The organism is Paenibacillus sp. UMB7766-LJ446 (assembly GCF_030226665.1).
Lineage (GTDB): Bacteria > Bacillota > Bacilli > Paenibacillales > Paenibacillaceae > Paenibacillus > Paenibacillus vandeheii.
The window spans coordinates 1-14,406 of the sequence record NZ_JASOYM010000008.1; the positions used below are offsets into that span (position 1 = coordinate 1).

Annotated in this window: 18 protein-coding genes and 3 tRNA genes; 14 read left to right on the plus strand and 7 right to left on the minus strand. The window is 44.8% G+C overall.

Features of this window, described 5'->3' with window-relative positions; translation table 11 throughout:
* The 10 genes from QP794_RS33190 to QP794_RS19395 form a co-directional block, all read left to right on the plus strand.
* A partial coding sequence (locus tag QP794_RS33190) for an IS3 family transposase (protein ID WP_350338885.1) occupies positions 1–93 on the plus strand: 93 nt, incomplete at its 5' end.
* A 170-nt stretch (positions 94–263) separates the two neighbouring features.
* Positions 264–428, plus strand: a complete 165-nt coding sequence (locus QP794_RS19355) for a hypothetical protein (RefSeq protein ID WP_167666091.1) — start codon at positions 264–266, stop codon at positions 426–428.
* A gap of 71 nt (positions 429–499) precedes the next feature.
* Positions 500–573: transfer RNA gene (locus tag QP794_RS19360), tRNA-Met, on the plus strand.
* Positions 574–629: 56 nt separating this feature from the next.
* Positions 630–703 (plus strand) — tRNA-Ile (locus tag QP794_RS19365).
* Between the two features lie 256 nt (positions 704–959).
* Positions 960–1,160 carry a hypothetical protein gene (locus QP794_RS19370; RefSeq protein ID WP_094939053.1) on the plus strand — a complete coding sequence of 67 codons (201 nt, stop codon included), beginning with the start codon at positions 960–962 and terminating at the stop codon, positions 1,158–1,160.
* Between the two features lie 215 nt (positions 1,161–1,375).
* Positions 1,376–2,935 carry a tetratricopeptide repeat protein gene (locus QP794_RS19375; protein ID WP_285078706.1) on the plus strand — a complete coding sequence of 520 codons (1,560 nt, stop codon included), beginning with the start codon at positions 1,376–1,378 and terminating at the stop codon, positions 2,933–2,935.
* Between the two features lie 86 nt (positions 2,936–3,021).
* Positions 3,022–3,192 (plus strand): hypothetical protein, encoded by a 171-nt coding sequence (locus tag QP794_RS19380; protein ID WP_285078533.1) that lies wholly within the window; start codon positions 3,022–3,024, stop codon positions 3,190–3,192.
* A 169-nt stretch (positions 3,193–3,361) separates the two neighbouring features.
* Positions 3,362–4,036, plus strand: coding sequence for a hypothetical protein (locus QP794_RS19385; protein WP_285078534.1), 675 nt, complete (start codon positions 3,362–3,364; stop codon positions 4,034–4,036).
* A gap of 116 nt (positions 4,037–4,152) precedes the next feature.
* Positions 4,153–4,275 carry a sporulation protein YjcZ gene (locus QP794_RS19390; RefSeq protein ID WP_079696179.1) on the plus strand — a complete coding sequence of 41 codons (123 nt, stop codon included), beginning with the start codon at positions 4,153–4,155 and terminating at the stop codon, positions 4,273–4,275.
* 171 nt (positions 4,276–4,446) lie between these two features.
* Positions 4,447–4,776: a DUF1904 family protein gene (locus QP794_RS19395; protein WP_024631208.1), complete on the plus strand. Its 330-nt coding sequence runs from the start codon at positions 4,447–4,449 to the stop codon at positions 4,774–4,776.
* Positions 4,777–4,882: 106 nt separating this feature from the next.
* Here QP794_RS19395 and QP794_RS19400 read toward each other — a convergent pair whose 3' ends face one another.
* Positions 4,883–6,079, minus strand: a complete 1,197-nt coding sequence (locus tag QP794_RS19400) for an MFS transporter (RefSeq protein WP_285078535.1) — start codon at positions 6,077–6,079, stop codon at positions 4,883–4,885.
* A 144-nt stretch (positions 6,080–6,223) separates the two neighbouring features.
* Positions 6,224–6,412 (minus strand): DUF6199 family natural product biosynthesis protein, encoded by a 189-nt coding sequence (locus QP794_RS19405; protein WP_024631206.1) that lies wholly within the window; start codon positions 6,410–6,412, stop codon positions 6,224–6,226.
* A 291-nt stretch (positions 6,413–6,703) separates the two neighbouring features.
* Between QP794_RS19405 and QP794_RS19410 the strand changes: the two genes are divergently transcribed.
* Positions 6,704–7,852 carry a sensor histidine kinase gene (locus QP794_RS19410; RefSeq protein ID WP_285078536.1) on the plus strand — a complete coding sequence of 383 codons (1,149 nt, stop codon included), beginning with the start codon at positions 6,704–6,706 and terminating at the stop codon, positions 7,850–7,852.
* A 142-nt stretch (positions 7,853–7,994) separates the two neighbouring features.
* On the plus strand, positions 7,995–8,441 hold the full coding sequence (locus QP794_RS19415; protein ID WP_285078537.1) for a NucA/NucB deoxyribonuclease domain-containing protein: 447 nt from the start codon (positions 7,995–7,997) through the stop codon (positions 8,439–8,441).
* Positions 8,442–8,618: 177 nt separating this feature from the next.
* Here QP794_RS19415 and QP794_RS19420 read toward each other — a convergent pair whose 3' ends face one another.
* Positions 8,619–8,855, minus strand: coding sequence for a hypothetical protein (locus QP794_RS19420; protein WP_285078538.1), 237 nt, complete (start codon positions 8,853–8,855; stop codon positions 8,619–8,621).
* Positions 8,856–9,061: 206 nt separating this feature from the next.
* Between QP794_RS19420 and QP794_RS19425 the strand changes: the two genes are divergently transcribed.
* Together QP794_RS19425 and QP794_RS19430 are read left to right on the plus strand one after the other, a co-directional pair.
* Positions 9,062–9,511: a general stress protein gene (locus QP794_RS19425; RefSeq protein WP_285078539.1), complete on the plus strand. Its 450-nt coding sequence runs from the start codon at positions 9,062–9,064 to the stop codon at positions 9,509–9,511.
* A gap of 247 nt (positions 9,512–9,758) precedes the next feature.
* Positions 9,759–9,844: transfer RNA gene (locus QP794_RS19430), tRNA-Leu, on the plus strand.
* 139 nt (positions 9,845–9,983) lie between these two features.
* Here the strand turns inward: QP794_RS19430 and QP794_RS19435 are convergent.
* The 4 genes from QP794_RS19435 to QP794_RS19450 are packed head-to-tail and all read right to left on the minus strand — an operon-like array spanning position 9,984 to position 14,258.
* Positions 9,984–10,169 carry a hypothetical protein gene (locus QP794_RS19435; RefSeq protein WP_285078540.1) on the minus strand — a complete coding sequence of 62 codons (186 nt, stop codon included), beginning with the start codon at positions 10,167–10,169 and terminating at the stop codon, positions 9,984–9,986.
* Entirely contained in the window at positions 10,166–11,467 is a 1,302-nt protein-coding gene (locus QP794_RS19440) for a Ger(x)C family spore germination protein (protein ID WP_285078541.1), read from the minus strand. The genes QP794_RS19435 and QP794_RS19440 overlap by 4 nt, the downstream gene beginning before the upstream one ends.
* Positions 11,464–12,564, minus strand: coding sequence for a GerAB/ArcD/ProY family transporter (locus QP794_RS19445; protein ID WP_285078542.1), 1,101 nt, complete (start codon positions 12,562–12,564; stop codon positions 11,464–11,466). Before QP794_RS19445 ends, QP794_RS19440 begins: the two co-directional genes overlap by 4 nt.
* Positions 12,561–14,258 (minus strand): spore germination protein, encoded by a 1,698-nt coding sequence (locus QP794_RS19450; RefSeq protein WP_285078543.1) that lies wholly within the window; start codon positions 14,256–14,258, stop codon positions 12,561–12,563. The genes QP794_RS19445 and QP794_RS19450 overlap by 4 nt, the downstream gene beginning before the upstream one ends.
* Positions 14,259–14,406: the final 148 nt, after the last annotated feature.

Sequence of the window (14,406 nt, forward strand, 5' to 3'; positions counted from 1 at the left end):
AGCTACATGATCTATTACAATCATTATCGAGGTCAATGGAACTTAAAGAAGCTGCCGCCTGCGCGTTACAGGCAGCAGCTTGAAGTGGCCTAACCTTTTTTTAATTGTCCTTTACAAGGGGTACATTTTAAAGGTTAAATGATCTTGTCATAAAATCATAGAGGTAGCCGCTGGAGATTTAGTTCTTTGGCGGCTATTTTTATGGAATTGGGGTATTCTACAAAAGCAGGGAAAAATGATGACACCAGGAAAGGACGAGTGGAATGCACTGGGTATATTTTAGCAAATTGTATGCAACCAAATTTCAGGCAGGGTGTCTTGCGAAGCGAATGGAGCAGGATGGGTGGATTTACGGTCATAACGAGCCAGCTGAAGTGGAAGTATATCGTTCAAAAAAGGGGCGGTATGGTGTACGTTTCATTCCCTAACATTACCCCTTGACTTATGGCATAGGAATGGTGTATATTAATTAAGTCGCTGTTTTAATATTTCTTACTGACGCGGGGTGGAGCAGCCCGGTAGCTCGTCGGGCTCATAACCCGAAGGCCGCAGGTTCAAATCCTGCCCCCGCAATTTAGCTTTACTGGATGATTCACAGCCATCATCTGAACGTTATACGTTTTTGTTCAGGGCCCTTAGCTCAGTTGGTTAGAGCGGTCGGCTCATAACCGATTGGTCACAGGTTCGAGTCCTGTAGGGCCCATTCTCTCAAAACCCTTGCGAAGCAAGGGTTTTTTTCTGTTGTTACAACTGAAATATCTACGAAAACCTGCAAAACTTGAAGGTGATGAACGTAATGATCTGTTCTGGTTTAGTAAGGTTTTTTTGTTGTATTCCCTTTTCCGGCACAGAATCGTACTACTTTGAAGACCTTTGCGAATCGCAGACTCACGACAACTTCGTTTGAATATATGGTATAATTTTGAAATATATGCAGTGAAGGTGGTGGAATTAAAACGATGGACGGCGGTGCAAGTGCAGTGAGTTTTGCGGGGATTTTGATGATATTTATTTTCATCGCTCTGGTTGGTTTGATATTATATGCAGTGTTCTCATTGGCTATAAAAAGATCTGGTTTAAGAAAGGAAATTTCGGGCTTGAAGCAGGAGGTTAGATTATTAAAAGAGAGAATGGAAAAAAAGGAACATAATCTTGATTAAGCCATTCTAACTAACGTTGAGCGTCCTTGCCACAGTTCGGTTATCGATTAACCATGGATGTATTAACGAATAGTGCCTGTCTTGAAAGGCAGGTTTTTTCTTTTTAGGGGAGTACAATATTGGCCTTGATTTGACCAGACTAAGTTTATGTTATAATGCGTTAGAGATTGAAGGGTCGGTCTATGAAATTAGAATGGAAAGCAGGGTTACAATTAATGATGCAAAACGAAGGACAGCGATTCCGCTTCAGTGAAGCTCCGGTGTGGGATTGGCAGCGTGCATATTATGAACAAAAAGGGCTGCATGCTTGGACAGAGAATCAGGTACCGCAATACATAACGAGTAATCCGATGATTGCAACGGCGTATGCCGAGATGATTTTTGGCTTTCTTCAGGACCTCGCAAGCAAAGGGAAGACAACCGAAACGGTGACCATTCTGGAGCTTGGAGCAGGTGTTGGGCGCTTAGCGCACCAAATTTTGCTCAAACTGATAGCGTTGAAGGATTTTGCAGGCTTGGAGCTGCCTGCTTTTCGATATGTAATGACCGATCTGGTAGAAGATAATGTGTTGGGATGGAGAGCGCATCCGTCCATGCAATCCTTCATTGATCAAGGAATCCTGGATTTTGCACGATTTGACGCAATACAGGATACTGAATTGGACCTGGTGGTGGCGGGTACAGTTATTCGACCTGGTGATTTGAAACAACCCTTGCTGTTGATTGCCAATTACTTCTTTGACAGTATTCCACAGGAGTTAATTTATGTTGGGGAGGGTGAGATATATGAATGTGATGTACTCGTCCAATCTTCAGAACCTTCTTCTCTTTATTCCAAACCTGCCGAGCTGCTGGAAAATATGACACTGAGTTATGAGTACCGTCGTGCACCTGAGTACAGTGCAGAAAACTATCCGTATCATGAACTTATTGCACTGTACAAGGAAGAGTTGGAGGATTCGCACATTCTGTTCCCGTCGATTGGCCTGTCCTGTCTTGAACGGTTGAACACGTTATCAGAATCAGGGTATGTGTTGATTACTGCGGACAAAGGGGACCATCGACTGGACAACTGGAAGTTTGCTGAGCCGCCTGAATTCGTTCTCCATGGAAGTTTTTCTTTGACAGCGAATTATCATGCCATTCAATATATATTGGAACAGCAGGGAGCTCACACTCGTTTCACAACACATCATTATAAGGATCTGAACGTGGGATGTATGTTGATGTTGGACGAACCACTGGGGTACGTAAACACACGGTTGACATATCACCGATTTGTTGAACGTTTTGGACCCGATGATTTTTTCAGTATAAAGGAATGGATGGATGATCAGGTAGAACGGATGGAGCTGAAGCAAATTTTACCTTTTTGGCGTCTGGGCGGGTATGATGCTGAGTTTTTGATCCATAGTGCCAACCGGATTTCGAGTCTTCTACCTGATGCAAGTGATGAGGAAATACTTGATATTCAGTCTGGAATCCACATCATGTGGTCTTCTTATTATGCAATGGAGCGCCAAGGAGATATAGCGTTTCTTGCAGGTCAGCTGTTATATGGGATGTATATGTATGAGGATGCTAAGCGTTTTCTGGAACTGTCCCTGGATGCGGATCCGAAAAAACAAAATTCTGCTGTGCTGTACGACTTGTCAGTGTGTTGTTATGAACTTGAACTGGAAGAAGAAACGCTGGCTTACACTCGGAAAGTACTGGCTTTGGAACCTGAGCATGAAGAAGCCATGGATTTGCTGAATAGCTTCGAATGTTTATAAAGATTGTTGAAACTCACTCTCCTCTTCATCGTATTATTAGGATAATCACACAATAATTTCCGGTAAACGGAAGAGGAGATGAGAAGATGAAGAAGGTTCTGACCATTCTATTCTATCCATTTTTGGCAGTTCTGGGAGTACTGGGTGCGAATTCAGCTGCGACCGCTGATGTTATACTGTTGACTAAGGATATAACTACAGATCGAGGTTATGACGGGCAGGAGATTTATGATAGAATCGAGCACAGAAATTCCTAATTACATATCATTTAAACTGTAAAAGTAATTGTTAGACGGAGCGGTATTCTAAAGACAATTACTCTTGAAGCGAAGTGCGATGAGCAGGAATCCTGCCTGTACAACCTTTAAGTCGGTTTCGTACCTGATTTAGGTGTGAACCGGCTTTTATTCATGAGGGGGATAACCGTTGAAGATTATAATTGGACAGCCCAAGCTGGAACAGCAGTTACTGCAGCTGGAAGCGGAATTGAAGCAACATCCGGAAGCGGACGTATTGTTTTTTCCTGAAGGTTATCTGAATCAGAACGTGGAAGAGGCCAGTCGGCTGGCAGCTGCATATGGAACGATAATTGTGTCAGGTTATCACAGGTTGAATGAACGCCCCAAGGACCGTTCGATCATTATTAACAAGGCTGGGGAGACTGTATTGGAGAAAGCGAAGTATACCTCTGCTGGGGTCGTTAAGGAACAGGAGTGGGCCATCAGCACCTTGTTGTGTGACGAGCTGGTGTTACAAGGTTTTCATAACGAGAATATTGGCAGAGTGGATATAATCATGCATTCCATTGGTGTAGGGATGTTCAGTGAAGAGCAGTATACAGAGTGGATGGAAGAAGCGCGGCGGCTGGCGGTACAAAATCAATGTATCGTTATGGGGACCAGCCATGCGGACGGTACGTATCGTGATAGTGAAATTTCAATTCCAATCGCTTATTGTATTGCCCCGGATGGGCAAGTGGTCTTGGCGTCCAGAAACGATACGCGTACTCGTTTGATTATCCTGGACAAGCAAAATACAGCAGAACGCTGTCATGGAGCACCAGGAAATGATGTGAACATTCACGTCGTTCCTTTGGCATAATTCAACGGACAAAATAGGCAATGTTTGGGCCTGTGAGCTTGCCGAATAGCCCGGTCATTGATGTTAGAATCGACATATGTTATGGCATACCTTTAAATTCAAAGGAGGCCAATCAAATGAGTGAAGTTGGATACGGTTGTGGCGGCAATGTTGGTGGATTTGGTGGATGGACTTCCACAAGCGCAATTCTCGTACTCTTCATCCTGCTCGTAATCATCACTAAATCTTTCTGGCTGTAAGCCACAGCAGAACAAAGTTGAAAGACGGGTTACGTGTACGCTCCGCTGAGAGTTCAGCGGGGCATTTTCCCGTTTCTATGAAAGAATGATATGATGAAAGAGATTTGACAACCGAAAACAATGTGCTTAAAATCACATAAGAGACTAATAATAGAGATTGAAGGGATAGCAATGCCGTTTATTCGTTTTAAAGGATTCACAGGACCCCAACTGGAGGAAGTTGTACCCCGCATCACGGAGCAATTTGCGTTGATCACCAATATTCCGCAGGAGAGAATGAAGGCAGAACGTCATGACGTACAAGCACTTACACCTTCTCCGGCTTCAGTAGAGATCCTGATGTTCCAACGTGATCAGGAGATTCATAATCGGATTGCTTCCTCAATGCAAGATATTTTGGAAGAAGCGGATTTGCCTGATGTGCATATTTTCTTTAATATACTGTCACCAGCGCTGTATTATAAGCAAGGCAAGCCGTTGACAGATTACCGATTGGATTGAGAATAAAAGGGCTGCTCCGATCATGTTCGGAAGCAGTGAAGACGAGCAGATGTGTGCTCGTCTTTTATTTTTGACTTCATCATCTTTACGTATCAGTTTCGTATCACTACTTCGCTTTGATACGATGTAATCGGAAAGAGCAAATGGAGGATACAATGAATAAACCACCGCCAATCAAATACACCAGTCGAACACCCATTTGATCAGCAATCAGTCCGAAGATTACCGTGGATATACTCATAGCAGCTGAGAGAACATTACCATGTGCTGCGTATACCTTGGAGAGGGATTCGACAGGCACGCTGCTCTGAAAAGCCGTTTGCTGAGCAACATAGCGGATCTGATAAGCGGGACCCATAAGCACACACAATACAAGAGCAAGCCAGGGAAGGCTGTTTAAACCGTAAGCGATGGTCAGCAAGCTGAAGAGGAGAGAACCTATTGCCATACTGGATATCAGGTGCTTCTGTATGCGCGTGGCCAGGGCGATGGCCAGAATTCCTCCCAGAATGGTGCCGACAGAAAAGCTGGAGTTGATAAGCCCCCACCAACCTTCTTCTTGGCCCAAAGCTTCTTTCACAAAAGCAAGCGTAATAGCGCCGATCCATATGGAACCGGCGATACTTTCAACCAGGTCCATAAAAGTAATGAGGCGCAACGATCGATTTTTCCAAAGGATAAGCCAACCTTCCCTTAACACATCCCAACTGGAAGTGGAATTCTCAACTTTTCCTTGAATATCGCGGGTAAGTGAGCTAATCATAATCATCAGAATCAGGACAGCCCAGGATAAGGCTGTAGCCGCCCAGAATGTTTGTGAGGCACCCCAGTACATAACGATGAATCCGGTCATCGCATATCCGATAATTGTCATGGTCTGCGTAGAGAAGGAGAGAAAACTGTTCGCCTTCACCAGATCTTCTCCTTGAACCAATCGGGGAGTTAACGTGTTTAACATTGGAGCTTCCCATCCGTCCAGAAACGACAGAATCGCTACTCCCACAAGCAGAAGGGGAATATGCGCAGTGAGACCAGTAAATGCGATGGCGATCCCGGTAATCATCAATGTTTTGGCTAAAGGAATGGTAACCATCAGCCTCGAGAATGCGAAACGGTTCACAAGCAAGGGTGCAGTAAATCCTGCCACGATACGTGCGGACATTTGTATAAACGGAAACAGCGCAGCGATAAGGATAGACCCCGTCTGTCCGTAAATAAATGTCGTGATAACCATGATATATATAACATTAATGAGAGAGAGCAGTGTTTTGGCAGCCCAAAATGGATAAAATGCGATGTTCATGCTAAGGTGTCCTTTCCACAACGATAATTATATATTACGGGTATCGTTGTGAACGCACCACAAACAAAGTTATCATTTTCCCGTCATTGAAGCAGCAGAAAGACAGCTATCCCAAGGGATAGCTGTCTTTCTGTTTTCTATAATTCAAGCCACGACGAGCGAAAAAGCGATAAGCAGCATCAGCAAACTGGTCATTCTGGTCATAGCCATATACGGTCTGCTGGGCTCAGCCTCTCCCCGGGAAATCCAGCCATAACGCAGGTACCAGCCAAACTTAGGGAAGCAAAAATTGATGATACAAAGTGTCATGAATATAAAAAAGAGGGTTCTCATACCCGATCTTCCTTCCTCATTTTACATGACCGCCTCAAAATTAACGCTTACGTCTTGTGAAGAAGAAAACAATCAAAATAATAATAATGACAATTAATAGAAATTTCATAAGTGACCCTCCTGATGGTATGATGAATATTTGTGAATGTATTTATCAGTTATTACCCAAGGAACACATGTCTTGAATAACTATGTTACAATTAATTATATTGTTTTTATATAAACACATACCATCGGGTTATCGATAGCTTCAATAATTACAATAAAGTTTGGTGAGATGAAGGAGGAAGCATGACTAACTACAATCAACTCGCTATACAATGGGAATTTATTATCTCTAAAATTAAATCTTCCGTGACCGTAGTCGATGCTACCTTGCCTGATTTTCCACTTATGTTTGTAAATGAATATTTTACTCAATTAACCGGATATCGTGCGGAAGAGTCGATTGGACAGAATTGTCGGTTCCTCCAAGGGCCGGATACGGACCCGGAAACCGTACAGCATATTCGCGAAGCATTGAAAAAGCAGCAGTCAATCAAGACAGAGATTCTGAACTATACGAAGGATGGACAGAAGTTCTGGAATGAACTGAATATTGATCCTATTTTCGATGAAGCAGGGAAATGTCTGTTTTTTGTGGGCATTCAATACGATATTTCGGAGCGGAAATATGCTGAGCAGCAGTTGCGGATGGCAGCTTCGATGACTGAAATGAACAGCAGGGGACAGCTGGAGTTTATTGGTAAGCTGAATCATGAACTTCGCACGCCACTGAACGGGATTATGGGCATGATTGAACTTGTCAGCATGGGTGACAACAGTGTGGAGCAGAAGGAGTACCTGGAGCTTGCGCGTCAGTCCGGGGAAGCTCTTCTGAATATTGTCAACAATAGTCTTGATATGGCCAAGCTGGGCAGAGGGAAAATGAGAGTGGAGCAAATCGAATTCCAGCCGTTGAAGCTGATTCAACAGATTATTAAAACGCATGAACCTGCTGCGCGGAATAAACAAATTCGCTTGCACTGTCAGGCGGATCTGACTATTCCTGACGTACTCACGGGTGATCCTCTGCGTCTCCGGCAAGTGCTGGATAACCTGCTCAGTAACGCTATTAAATTCACGGAACAAGGTGAAGTGCGCATACAGATGGATGTACAGGAGCGGCGAGGGGATACCGTTATCCTCGTATTCAATGTACATGACACGGGAATTGGCATTCCGGAACATAAAATCAATCAATTGTTCGAAGCCTTCACGCAGACGGACGTCTCTCATGCACGCAAATTTGGCGGGAGTGGACTTGGACTCACCATCTGCAAAGAGTTGCTCGAGTTGATGAGTGGTCAAATTTCGGTGGAAAGTATCGAGGGAAAAGGGACGAAGTTTGAGGTTACCGTACCCTTACTTCGACAACGGGCGATTCCTAACGTGGGATAGTCTGTGCAGAACAGCCGGGAAATACCGGCTGTTTTTTTGTGCTTATATATTGTTTAGCGAACTGGCGTTCTGGTATAATGCAAGTGTTGAATGGGGGAGAAGCAGCATGAGTAAAAGGCGCAGAAGGAGAAAGAACAAAGGCATGCAACGATTTAAAAAGCAGATATTGACGTTAGTGGCAATGTTAATCGTCGCCCTGTATGCATGGGTTGGGGGAGAATGGCCACTGGATATACCATCCCAATTCAGGGGAAGCGACCGGAGTGTGGATCATACCATCACATTTCCTGCCGATCGTTATCCCGAAACGGCCAATCATATCAAGACGGCGATCAAGGCAGGTCATTCGGATGTATGCACCATTGATCGCAGTGGGGCTGAGGGTAATCGGGATTTGTCCCTCAAAGGTGTTCCGGTCAAAAAGGGGAAAGATCGGGATGAATGGCCCATGGCGATGTGTGCGGAAGGCGGAGCAGGTGCGGATATCCAATATATTAGTCCCAAAGATAATCGTGGTGCAGGGTCATGGGTGGGAAACCAACTAAGTACATATCCGGATGGAACACGAGTAAAGTTTGTGGTGAAATAAACGTCAGAGGATGAATAAGAAAGTAATTGTTACAGAAATGCCCTGGCTTTGAAAAAGTGAGGCATAGAATGTAGGACAAGAATAAAACCAGACGTCTATGCGTCTGGTTTTATGGTATGAAGATCGAAATAAACACGTCTTGTTCACGTATAAATACATGAAGTGGTTGTTCCTTATTTACAGATCAGCCGTAGATAACTGCATTCCACTTAAATGATGAGAGCGGATGCTTAACAACCGTGTGATTTGCTCTACTTCGTCGAATGGAATCCACAGGCTTCCGTGGACTGTCCGTAAGGACAGAATGGACTCGTCGGCGGTACGCTCCGGAAATCCAGTTACCGTTTGACCGCTTGTATTACGGACGATGATCTGTTGTTTGCGCCGAATGGCAATTTCTACCTCTTTTTTCATATGTCATTGCTCCTGGTTATGGAATAGTAATTCGATATGTCAATAATTTCAATGGTTAATTTGTCTTCTTTATCTAGTCTATCAGAACTAGGTATAGATTTCCAGATCAGAAATTATATTTTACATAGGTGAAAGGACTTATTTTGTTCTACCCGTTTTTGAAGAAGCAACTAGGGTTATATAAGGGTAAAAGGAGGGGCACGGAAATGACACAATTGCTGATTGGACTTGCACACACAGAGAATGAAGCCATTATCATGCTGAATAAACTGAAAGAGGAAGGCATAGCAGATAAATATTTGGGAGCGGTAGCCAAGGAACAGGTCAATTTAGAAGTGGTAAGTGAGAAGGCGGGTTTACCTAAGCCTATGAAGGGTGCAGGAACAGATGGCGCTTTAGGGGTATTTAAAGGGGTACTCGCTGGTCTGGGCAAACGAATGGATCAGACGATGTCCATAGGGAAAGCGGTACGCAAACTTGCAGGCAACGAGATCGGAAGTGAGACGGATGATCTGGTACTTACCTTGACAGAAGCAGGGGTCTCGGAAGAAGATGCTAATTACTATGAAGATTGGCTGTTGCAGGGGCATATCCTGGTAATTGTAGAATGCGGTGAGGAAGAGGCGGACCGAATTGCCCCTATTCTTCTTTTTTAGTTTAATTTAAGCCTGATTTTAGGTTTCTTTAATGTTGGGGAGGTATTCTTATTTTACACCTCCCTTAATATAGATGGTTTATAGAAAGTTCGGGACCGCAACTCGAACTTTCTAGGCACTGCTCGCTAACGCTGGCAGTGCCTGTTTCATTTATTTTGGATTATTTTATATTAAGGTATTGCAAAGTCATAAATTTCATGGTAAGATATTTCTTGTCGCCTGAAGTGATGAAGCAATACATACATATGCCGGGGTGGCGGAATTGGCAGACGCACAGGACTTAAAATCCTGCGGTAGGTGACTACCGTACCGGTTCGATCCCGGTCCTCGGCATCCATCGGTTTACCCTCTTGTATGGAGGGATTTAAGCCATAACAAGAAAGATCCTGTGTGATTTTACCAATCACACAGGATCTTTTTTTATTCATCCTGAAAATATATCCCACCCCACTTCTCTCAACGCAGTGCGTTTCTAATTATTTCTCATCAGTGTAAAAGCCACCGGCAGAATCATAGTCAATCCCGCCAGTATGGCTGTACCTGCTGCGCCCCTGTAGTTCTTTTGTTTCCAGAGTCTTGGAGCCAGACTTCCAATATAGACGCCTGCCCACAAGGAAAGCACGCCTAATATAGAGAGTTTTACAATTACAGCCGTCATTTTGTTAGTTCATCTCCTTCCACGGCAGGACTGACCTGATCTCCATGCCTTTTCATGTGAAAACGAATATTCAAATGGTATTTCGTTTCTTTGATATGTTCTCGCCATTTATAAGCGTACCACTCCTGAAGTGTGGGGAAAGTCGCACGGAGGCGGTTTCCAATATGGATACAATCCACATTCCATGTATAGAGTGTTTTATTCAGAAGTTCCGAAGCCATAGATGTCAGTTGTTCCTGAACCGAATCTTCTAACAGCTTAATATTTTGGGGCAACGTGTAGTCCACCTTGGACATGGAGCCTATCAACTCTCCAACCATATGGGGAGACAGGGAGATGTTGATTTGGTCGTCTTTCCGTGTCAAAGTAAGCGGGTTTTTTTTCAACGAATCCATACTGATCGTCAGATTGTACTTCGGATCAACCGGATCATGGAATTCCATAACGGTTTCTTCAAACTCCCCACGCAAAATATTGAGCATTTTGCTTTCCAACCCAGTAAGGTAACCGACCAGCTTTTGCCCCTTATATACCGCACTTCCAAAAAAATCGATGGGGGTTTCGCCCTTTCTGGGAACATCACCGGCATAGGTATTACTCGTAATTGGCGGCTCGCCTTTGGCATTTGATGAAGAGTGCTCTTCCTTGTGCCACTTCCGGGTACCTTTCTCTACATCAGGACGTTCGGCGGATAGAATCGTTGTGCCTCCGGTACCGGGTTGTTCAACATCCAGGACAAAATCGTGGAAGCGGGATCGCTTGGGCGTGATGGCTCCTGTATTATGGGGGTCCATTTCAAGCTCAAACCACAGATCAATATCATCCTCCATTATAGGTTTAATATTCTGGATGAAGGTGTCGGCACGACCTTTTGTTGTAATTACATTGACTGTTCGCCTGAATTCCGAATTACGGACAGTCTCACCAAGGATGGGCATAACGCCCTGACGAGCAACGCCATCTCCCAGGATAAAGGCTTTGGAATGGATGAGGGTAAGCCTTCGGGCGACATAACTTTGACTTGTAAGCATTGCGGAAGACAGGCTCGAACTCTCTTGAGAAAAAACATTGACGATATTTTTGGATTCAGATTTGCTTGCGCTGCTTGTGCTGCTGCTTGACTTCGGCATGGCAACGGCAAAAGTATAGATATAATCGTTCCTTGGACCGGTATCGACGCCTACAGCCATAATGAATGCCATGTTTTCCGGGTCCAGTCGGTCCCAACACCCCGTCAGCAGCGGAAAAATCAAGATAAGGAGGAGGGAACACTTGCTGATGTACTGGAATCGTATCATGTTGAGCGCCTCCTCATTTTCATTTTAATGATGCCGACAAACCATGTGATCATGGGCAAACCGATGGAGATGATGGACCCGTACGTGCGCAGAAATTTTCCGTCCCAGGCGACCGCTCTCATTTCACTGGCGGGTAGTAAAGCAAAGGCATAGACAAGCAGGGACAGAGGGAAAATAAGCGGCTTAACCTTCGTCAGCTTCAAAACCTGGGACAATGTCGCAGCAGCGCAATATAATCCAATAGCCAGCTTGATCACGGCGCTGATTAGCCATGCAATAAGGAACAGACTCTCCAGACGCTGAATCCATCGCCCAAAAATAATTAAACGGCTTACTTCAAACATCGGGACATTAAGCCTGATTGCTGTGGGATAGGGGAAAACAAACAGATATACAATGGTGGTGCCGAATAGCATGATTGAAGAAATCAAAATGCACCACCATGCGGCCCGTCCCCATTCCTGTTTTTTGCGCAAACGTGGCAGAAGGAATCCAAAGACAAGCATTTCCGAAAACAATGAACTTTTGATAATCCCGAATTTGAACACCTCTGCTCGTCCCGTTCCCCAGAAGGGAGATAGCGCATTGACTTCCGAATGGGTCATTAATCCGCCCATGAGTACAATAACTACACTGCCTACAATCAGGAAGATGGCGATCCAGCATAAGCGTCCAATCGCCTCAATGCCAGAATGGACCATAAAGGCAATCGAGATTAGCAGCGAGACTTGAATAATGTTAATCGGTGTCCGTGGCAAAATATCGGAAGTGAGCAGTTCCGAAAATTCACGCAGAACCAGAAAGGTAATCATGAAAAAGAAGCAGAAATAGATGATATTCAGTAACGTACCGATCAGCGAGCCCCAGATTTCTTCCGTCGCTTCAATCAGCGTGGAGCCTTCAGCAGCATTTTGCAGCACCCCCCGGATTGACCACCATGTCAGCGGACAGAGAGCGGCTCCGATCAGAACAATGATCCATGCCGCAGTCCCCCCGAGTTCAGCAAGTGATCTTTGAAATGGCAAAAAGATTTTGGTGATGATGAAAATGATCCCGATGGATGCAGCTTCATACACACCAATATAATTTTTTTTCACGAAGGACCTCCTTCTTCTCCCGAAGGAGAGGATGGAGTTATTGCCTCTGGTTCTCCCATTTTGTTTTTCTTTTGAGGGCGCAGTGAAGCAGGTCTGCGAGTCTGGTGATGCCATGGATTACGGAGCAGGGAGTTATCACCCGGATGCTTTGGGCTAATTGGAGCCAAGCTGGGTACACCGAATCGGTTGGTGGCAATCCAGTCTGTCCATAGAATCATCGACAGCAACAAAATGCCAATCAACCCCATAAACGAAGCACAGGCCAAATAAACAAACCTGAGGATTCGGGTTGCGAATTGCATGTTATAGTTGGGAATGGTGTAGGAGGCAAGTGCCGTCGCCGCCGTGATAATAACCATGATTGGACTTACAATGTTGGCCTGAACAGCAGCCTGTCCCAAAATCAACGCTCCGACAATGCCTATGGTCGGACCGATCACACTTGGAATGCGTACACCTGCTTCCCGAATCAGCTCGAACATCGCTTCCAGAAGGAAGGCTTCGGCGGCGACGGGCAGCGGAATGGATTCCCGTGTACTTGCAATCGCAAGCACAAGTGTAGTCGGTATCATCTCTTGATGGAAATTCGCAATGGCTACAAACAGTGCGGGCAAATACAACGAAAGAAAAAAGCCAACCAACCGAATTATGCGAAGAAAAGAGCTGTATTGCCAGCGAAGATTGTTGTCTTCAGCCGTTTGCAAAAATAAGGGAAACTGACTAGGCACAATTAGTGCAAAAGGGGAGTTATCCACCAGGATACACACATAGCCATCCACGATTTGACTTGCTGCACGGTCCGGTCTTTCTGTACTTAACATCCCGGGATAGATGGAATTGGGTCTGTCCTCAATCAATTGCTCCAACATTCCGCTGTCCCCGATGTAATCCATCTTAATGTTAGCGATGCGTCTGCGTACTTCATTAACAAGGGCGGTATTGGCGATAGATTGCAGATAAACAATCGAAATGGAGGTGCGGGAGATGGTGCCGACAACACCGGATTCAACCATCAGATCGGGCGATTGCAGACGTCTTTTGATTAAGGACAGATTGGTTTGTATATTTTCCGTAAAGCCAACCTGGGATCCGAGGATTACATTTTCCGTTTTGGGACTCTCCAGGCCTCGTTCATTCCCGTCTTTAACGTCCACGATCACCGCTTGATCCAGTCCGTTTACCATGACGATTGCTGACCCCTTGAGAATGTCTTGCACGATATGTTCAAGAGAAGAGGTCGCATTCTGTTTGCAGTTCGTCAAAACTTCGTTCCTCAGCGTTTCGATCTCCAGTGGCCGGTCCATGGATAGATTCGCCCTCAACAAGGGATGAATAACGGTCTCGTAGAGCAGCTTTGCATCCACCTGACTTTCCATAAAGATGACCATACCCTCAGTGGCCTGAGAGCCAATCGCAACAGGGTGAAAAATTAGACCGCTACTCTGAGGGTAAGAAAACTGTTTGCTTAACCAATCTATATTTTCTTTCATAACCAAAGACAGTAACGGAGCTTTTTTATCACTACTCCATGGTTGGGCCTGAGGCATTTCTACGTGCTCATCCTGCGATGAGGGCTGACTCGGCTCTCCTTTGTTTTCAGTATTCCAGTGTCCAAGGGAGAAGGTTTGATCAGAGTTGGGGCCCTCCGACAAGTCAGCGATCACGTATTTTTTGAATTTTTTCCAGCCACTCATCTGTCTCATCTCCTGGGAAAAGCGAGTCAGCGCTCGCAGTATGATTAATATATTGGTAATTGTAGTGTCTCTTCCCAATTTCATATTTATGCGGCGTTGAGGGTTAGAACTTGTATCTCACGTCTGTTGAAAGGGCAAAAAAAGATTT

Bases quoted from the DNA above. Each gene is read 5' to 3' on its own strand.
- QP794_RS19355 (WP_167666091.1), top strand. From the start codon at position 264: ATGCACTGGGTATATTTTAGCAAATTGTATGCAACCAAATTTCAGGCA.
- QP794_RS19370 (WP_094939053.1), top strand. From the start codon at position 960: ATGGACGGCGGTGCAAGTGCAGTGAGTTTTGCGGGGATTTTGATGATA.
- QP794_RS19375 (WP_285078706.1), top strand. From the start codon at position 1,376: ATGATGCAAAACGAAGGACAGCGATTCCGCTTCAGTGAAGCTCCGGTG.
- QP794_RS19380 (WP_285078533.1), top strand. From the start codon at position 3,022: ATGAAGAAGGTTCTGACCATTCTATTCTATCCATTTTTGGCAGTTCTG.
- QP794_RS19390 (WP_079696179.1), top strand. From the start codon at position 4,153: ATGAGTGAAGTTGGATACGGTTGTGGCGGCAATGTTGGTGGATTTGGT.
- QP794_RS19395 (WP_024631208.1), top strand. From the start codon at position 4,447: ATGCCGTTTATTCGTTTTAAAGGATTCACAGGACCCCAACTGGAGGAA.
- QP794_RS19400 (WP_285078535.1), bottom strand. From the start codon at position 6,079: ATGAACATCGCATTTTATCCATTTTGGGCTGCCAAAACACTGCTCTCT.
- QP794_RS19405 (WP_024631206.1), bottom strand. From the start codon at position 6,412: ATGAGAACCCTCTTTTTTATATTCATGACACTTTGTATCATCAATTTT.
- QP794_RS19410 (WP_285078536.1), top strand. From the start codon at position 6,704: ATGACTAACTACAATCAACTCGCTATACAATGGGAATTTATTATCTCT.
- QP794_RS19415 (WP_285078537.1), top strand. From the start codon at position 7,995: ATGCAACGATTTAAAAAGCAGATATTGACGTTAGTGGCAATGTTAATC.
- QP794_RS19420 (WP_285078538.1), bottom strand. From the start codon at position 8,855: ATGAAAAAAGAGGTAGAAATTGCCATTCGGCGCAAACAACAGATCATC.
- QP794_RS19425 (WP_285078539.1), top strand. From the start codon at position 9,062: ATGACACAATTGCTGATTGGACTTGCACACACAGAGAATGAAGCCATT.
- QP794_RS19435 (WP_285078540.1), bottom strand. From the start codon at position 10,169: ATGACGGCTGTAATTGTAAAACTCTCTATATTAGGCGTGCTTTCCTTG.
- QP794_RS19440 (WP_285078541.1), bottom strand. From the start codon at position 11,467: ATGATACGATTCCAGTACATCAGCAAGTGTTCCCTCCTCCTTATCTTG.
- QP794_RS19450 (WP_285078543.1), bottom strand. From the start codon at position 14,258: ATGAGTGGCTGGAAAAAATTCAAAAAATACGTGATCGCTGACTTGTCG.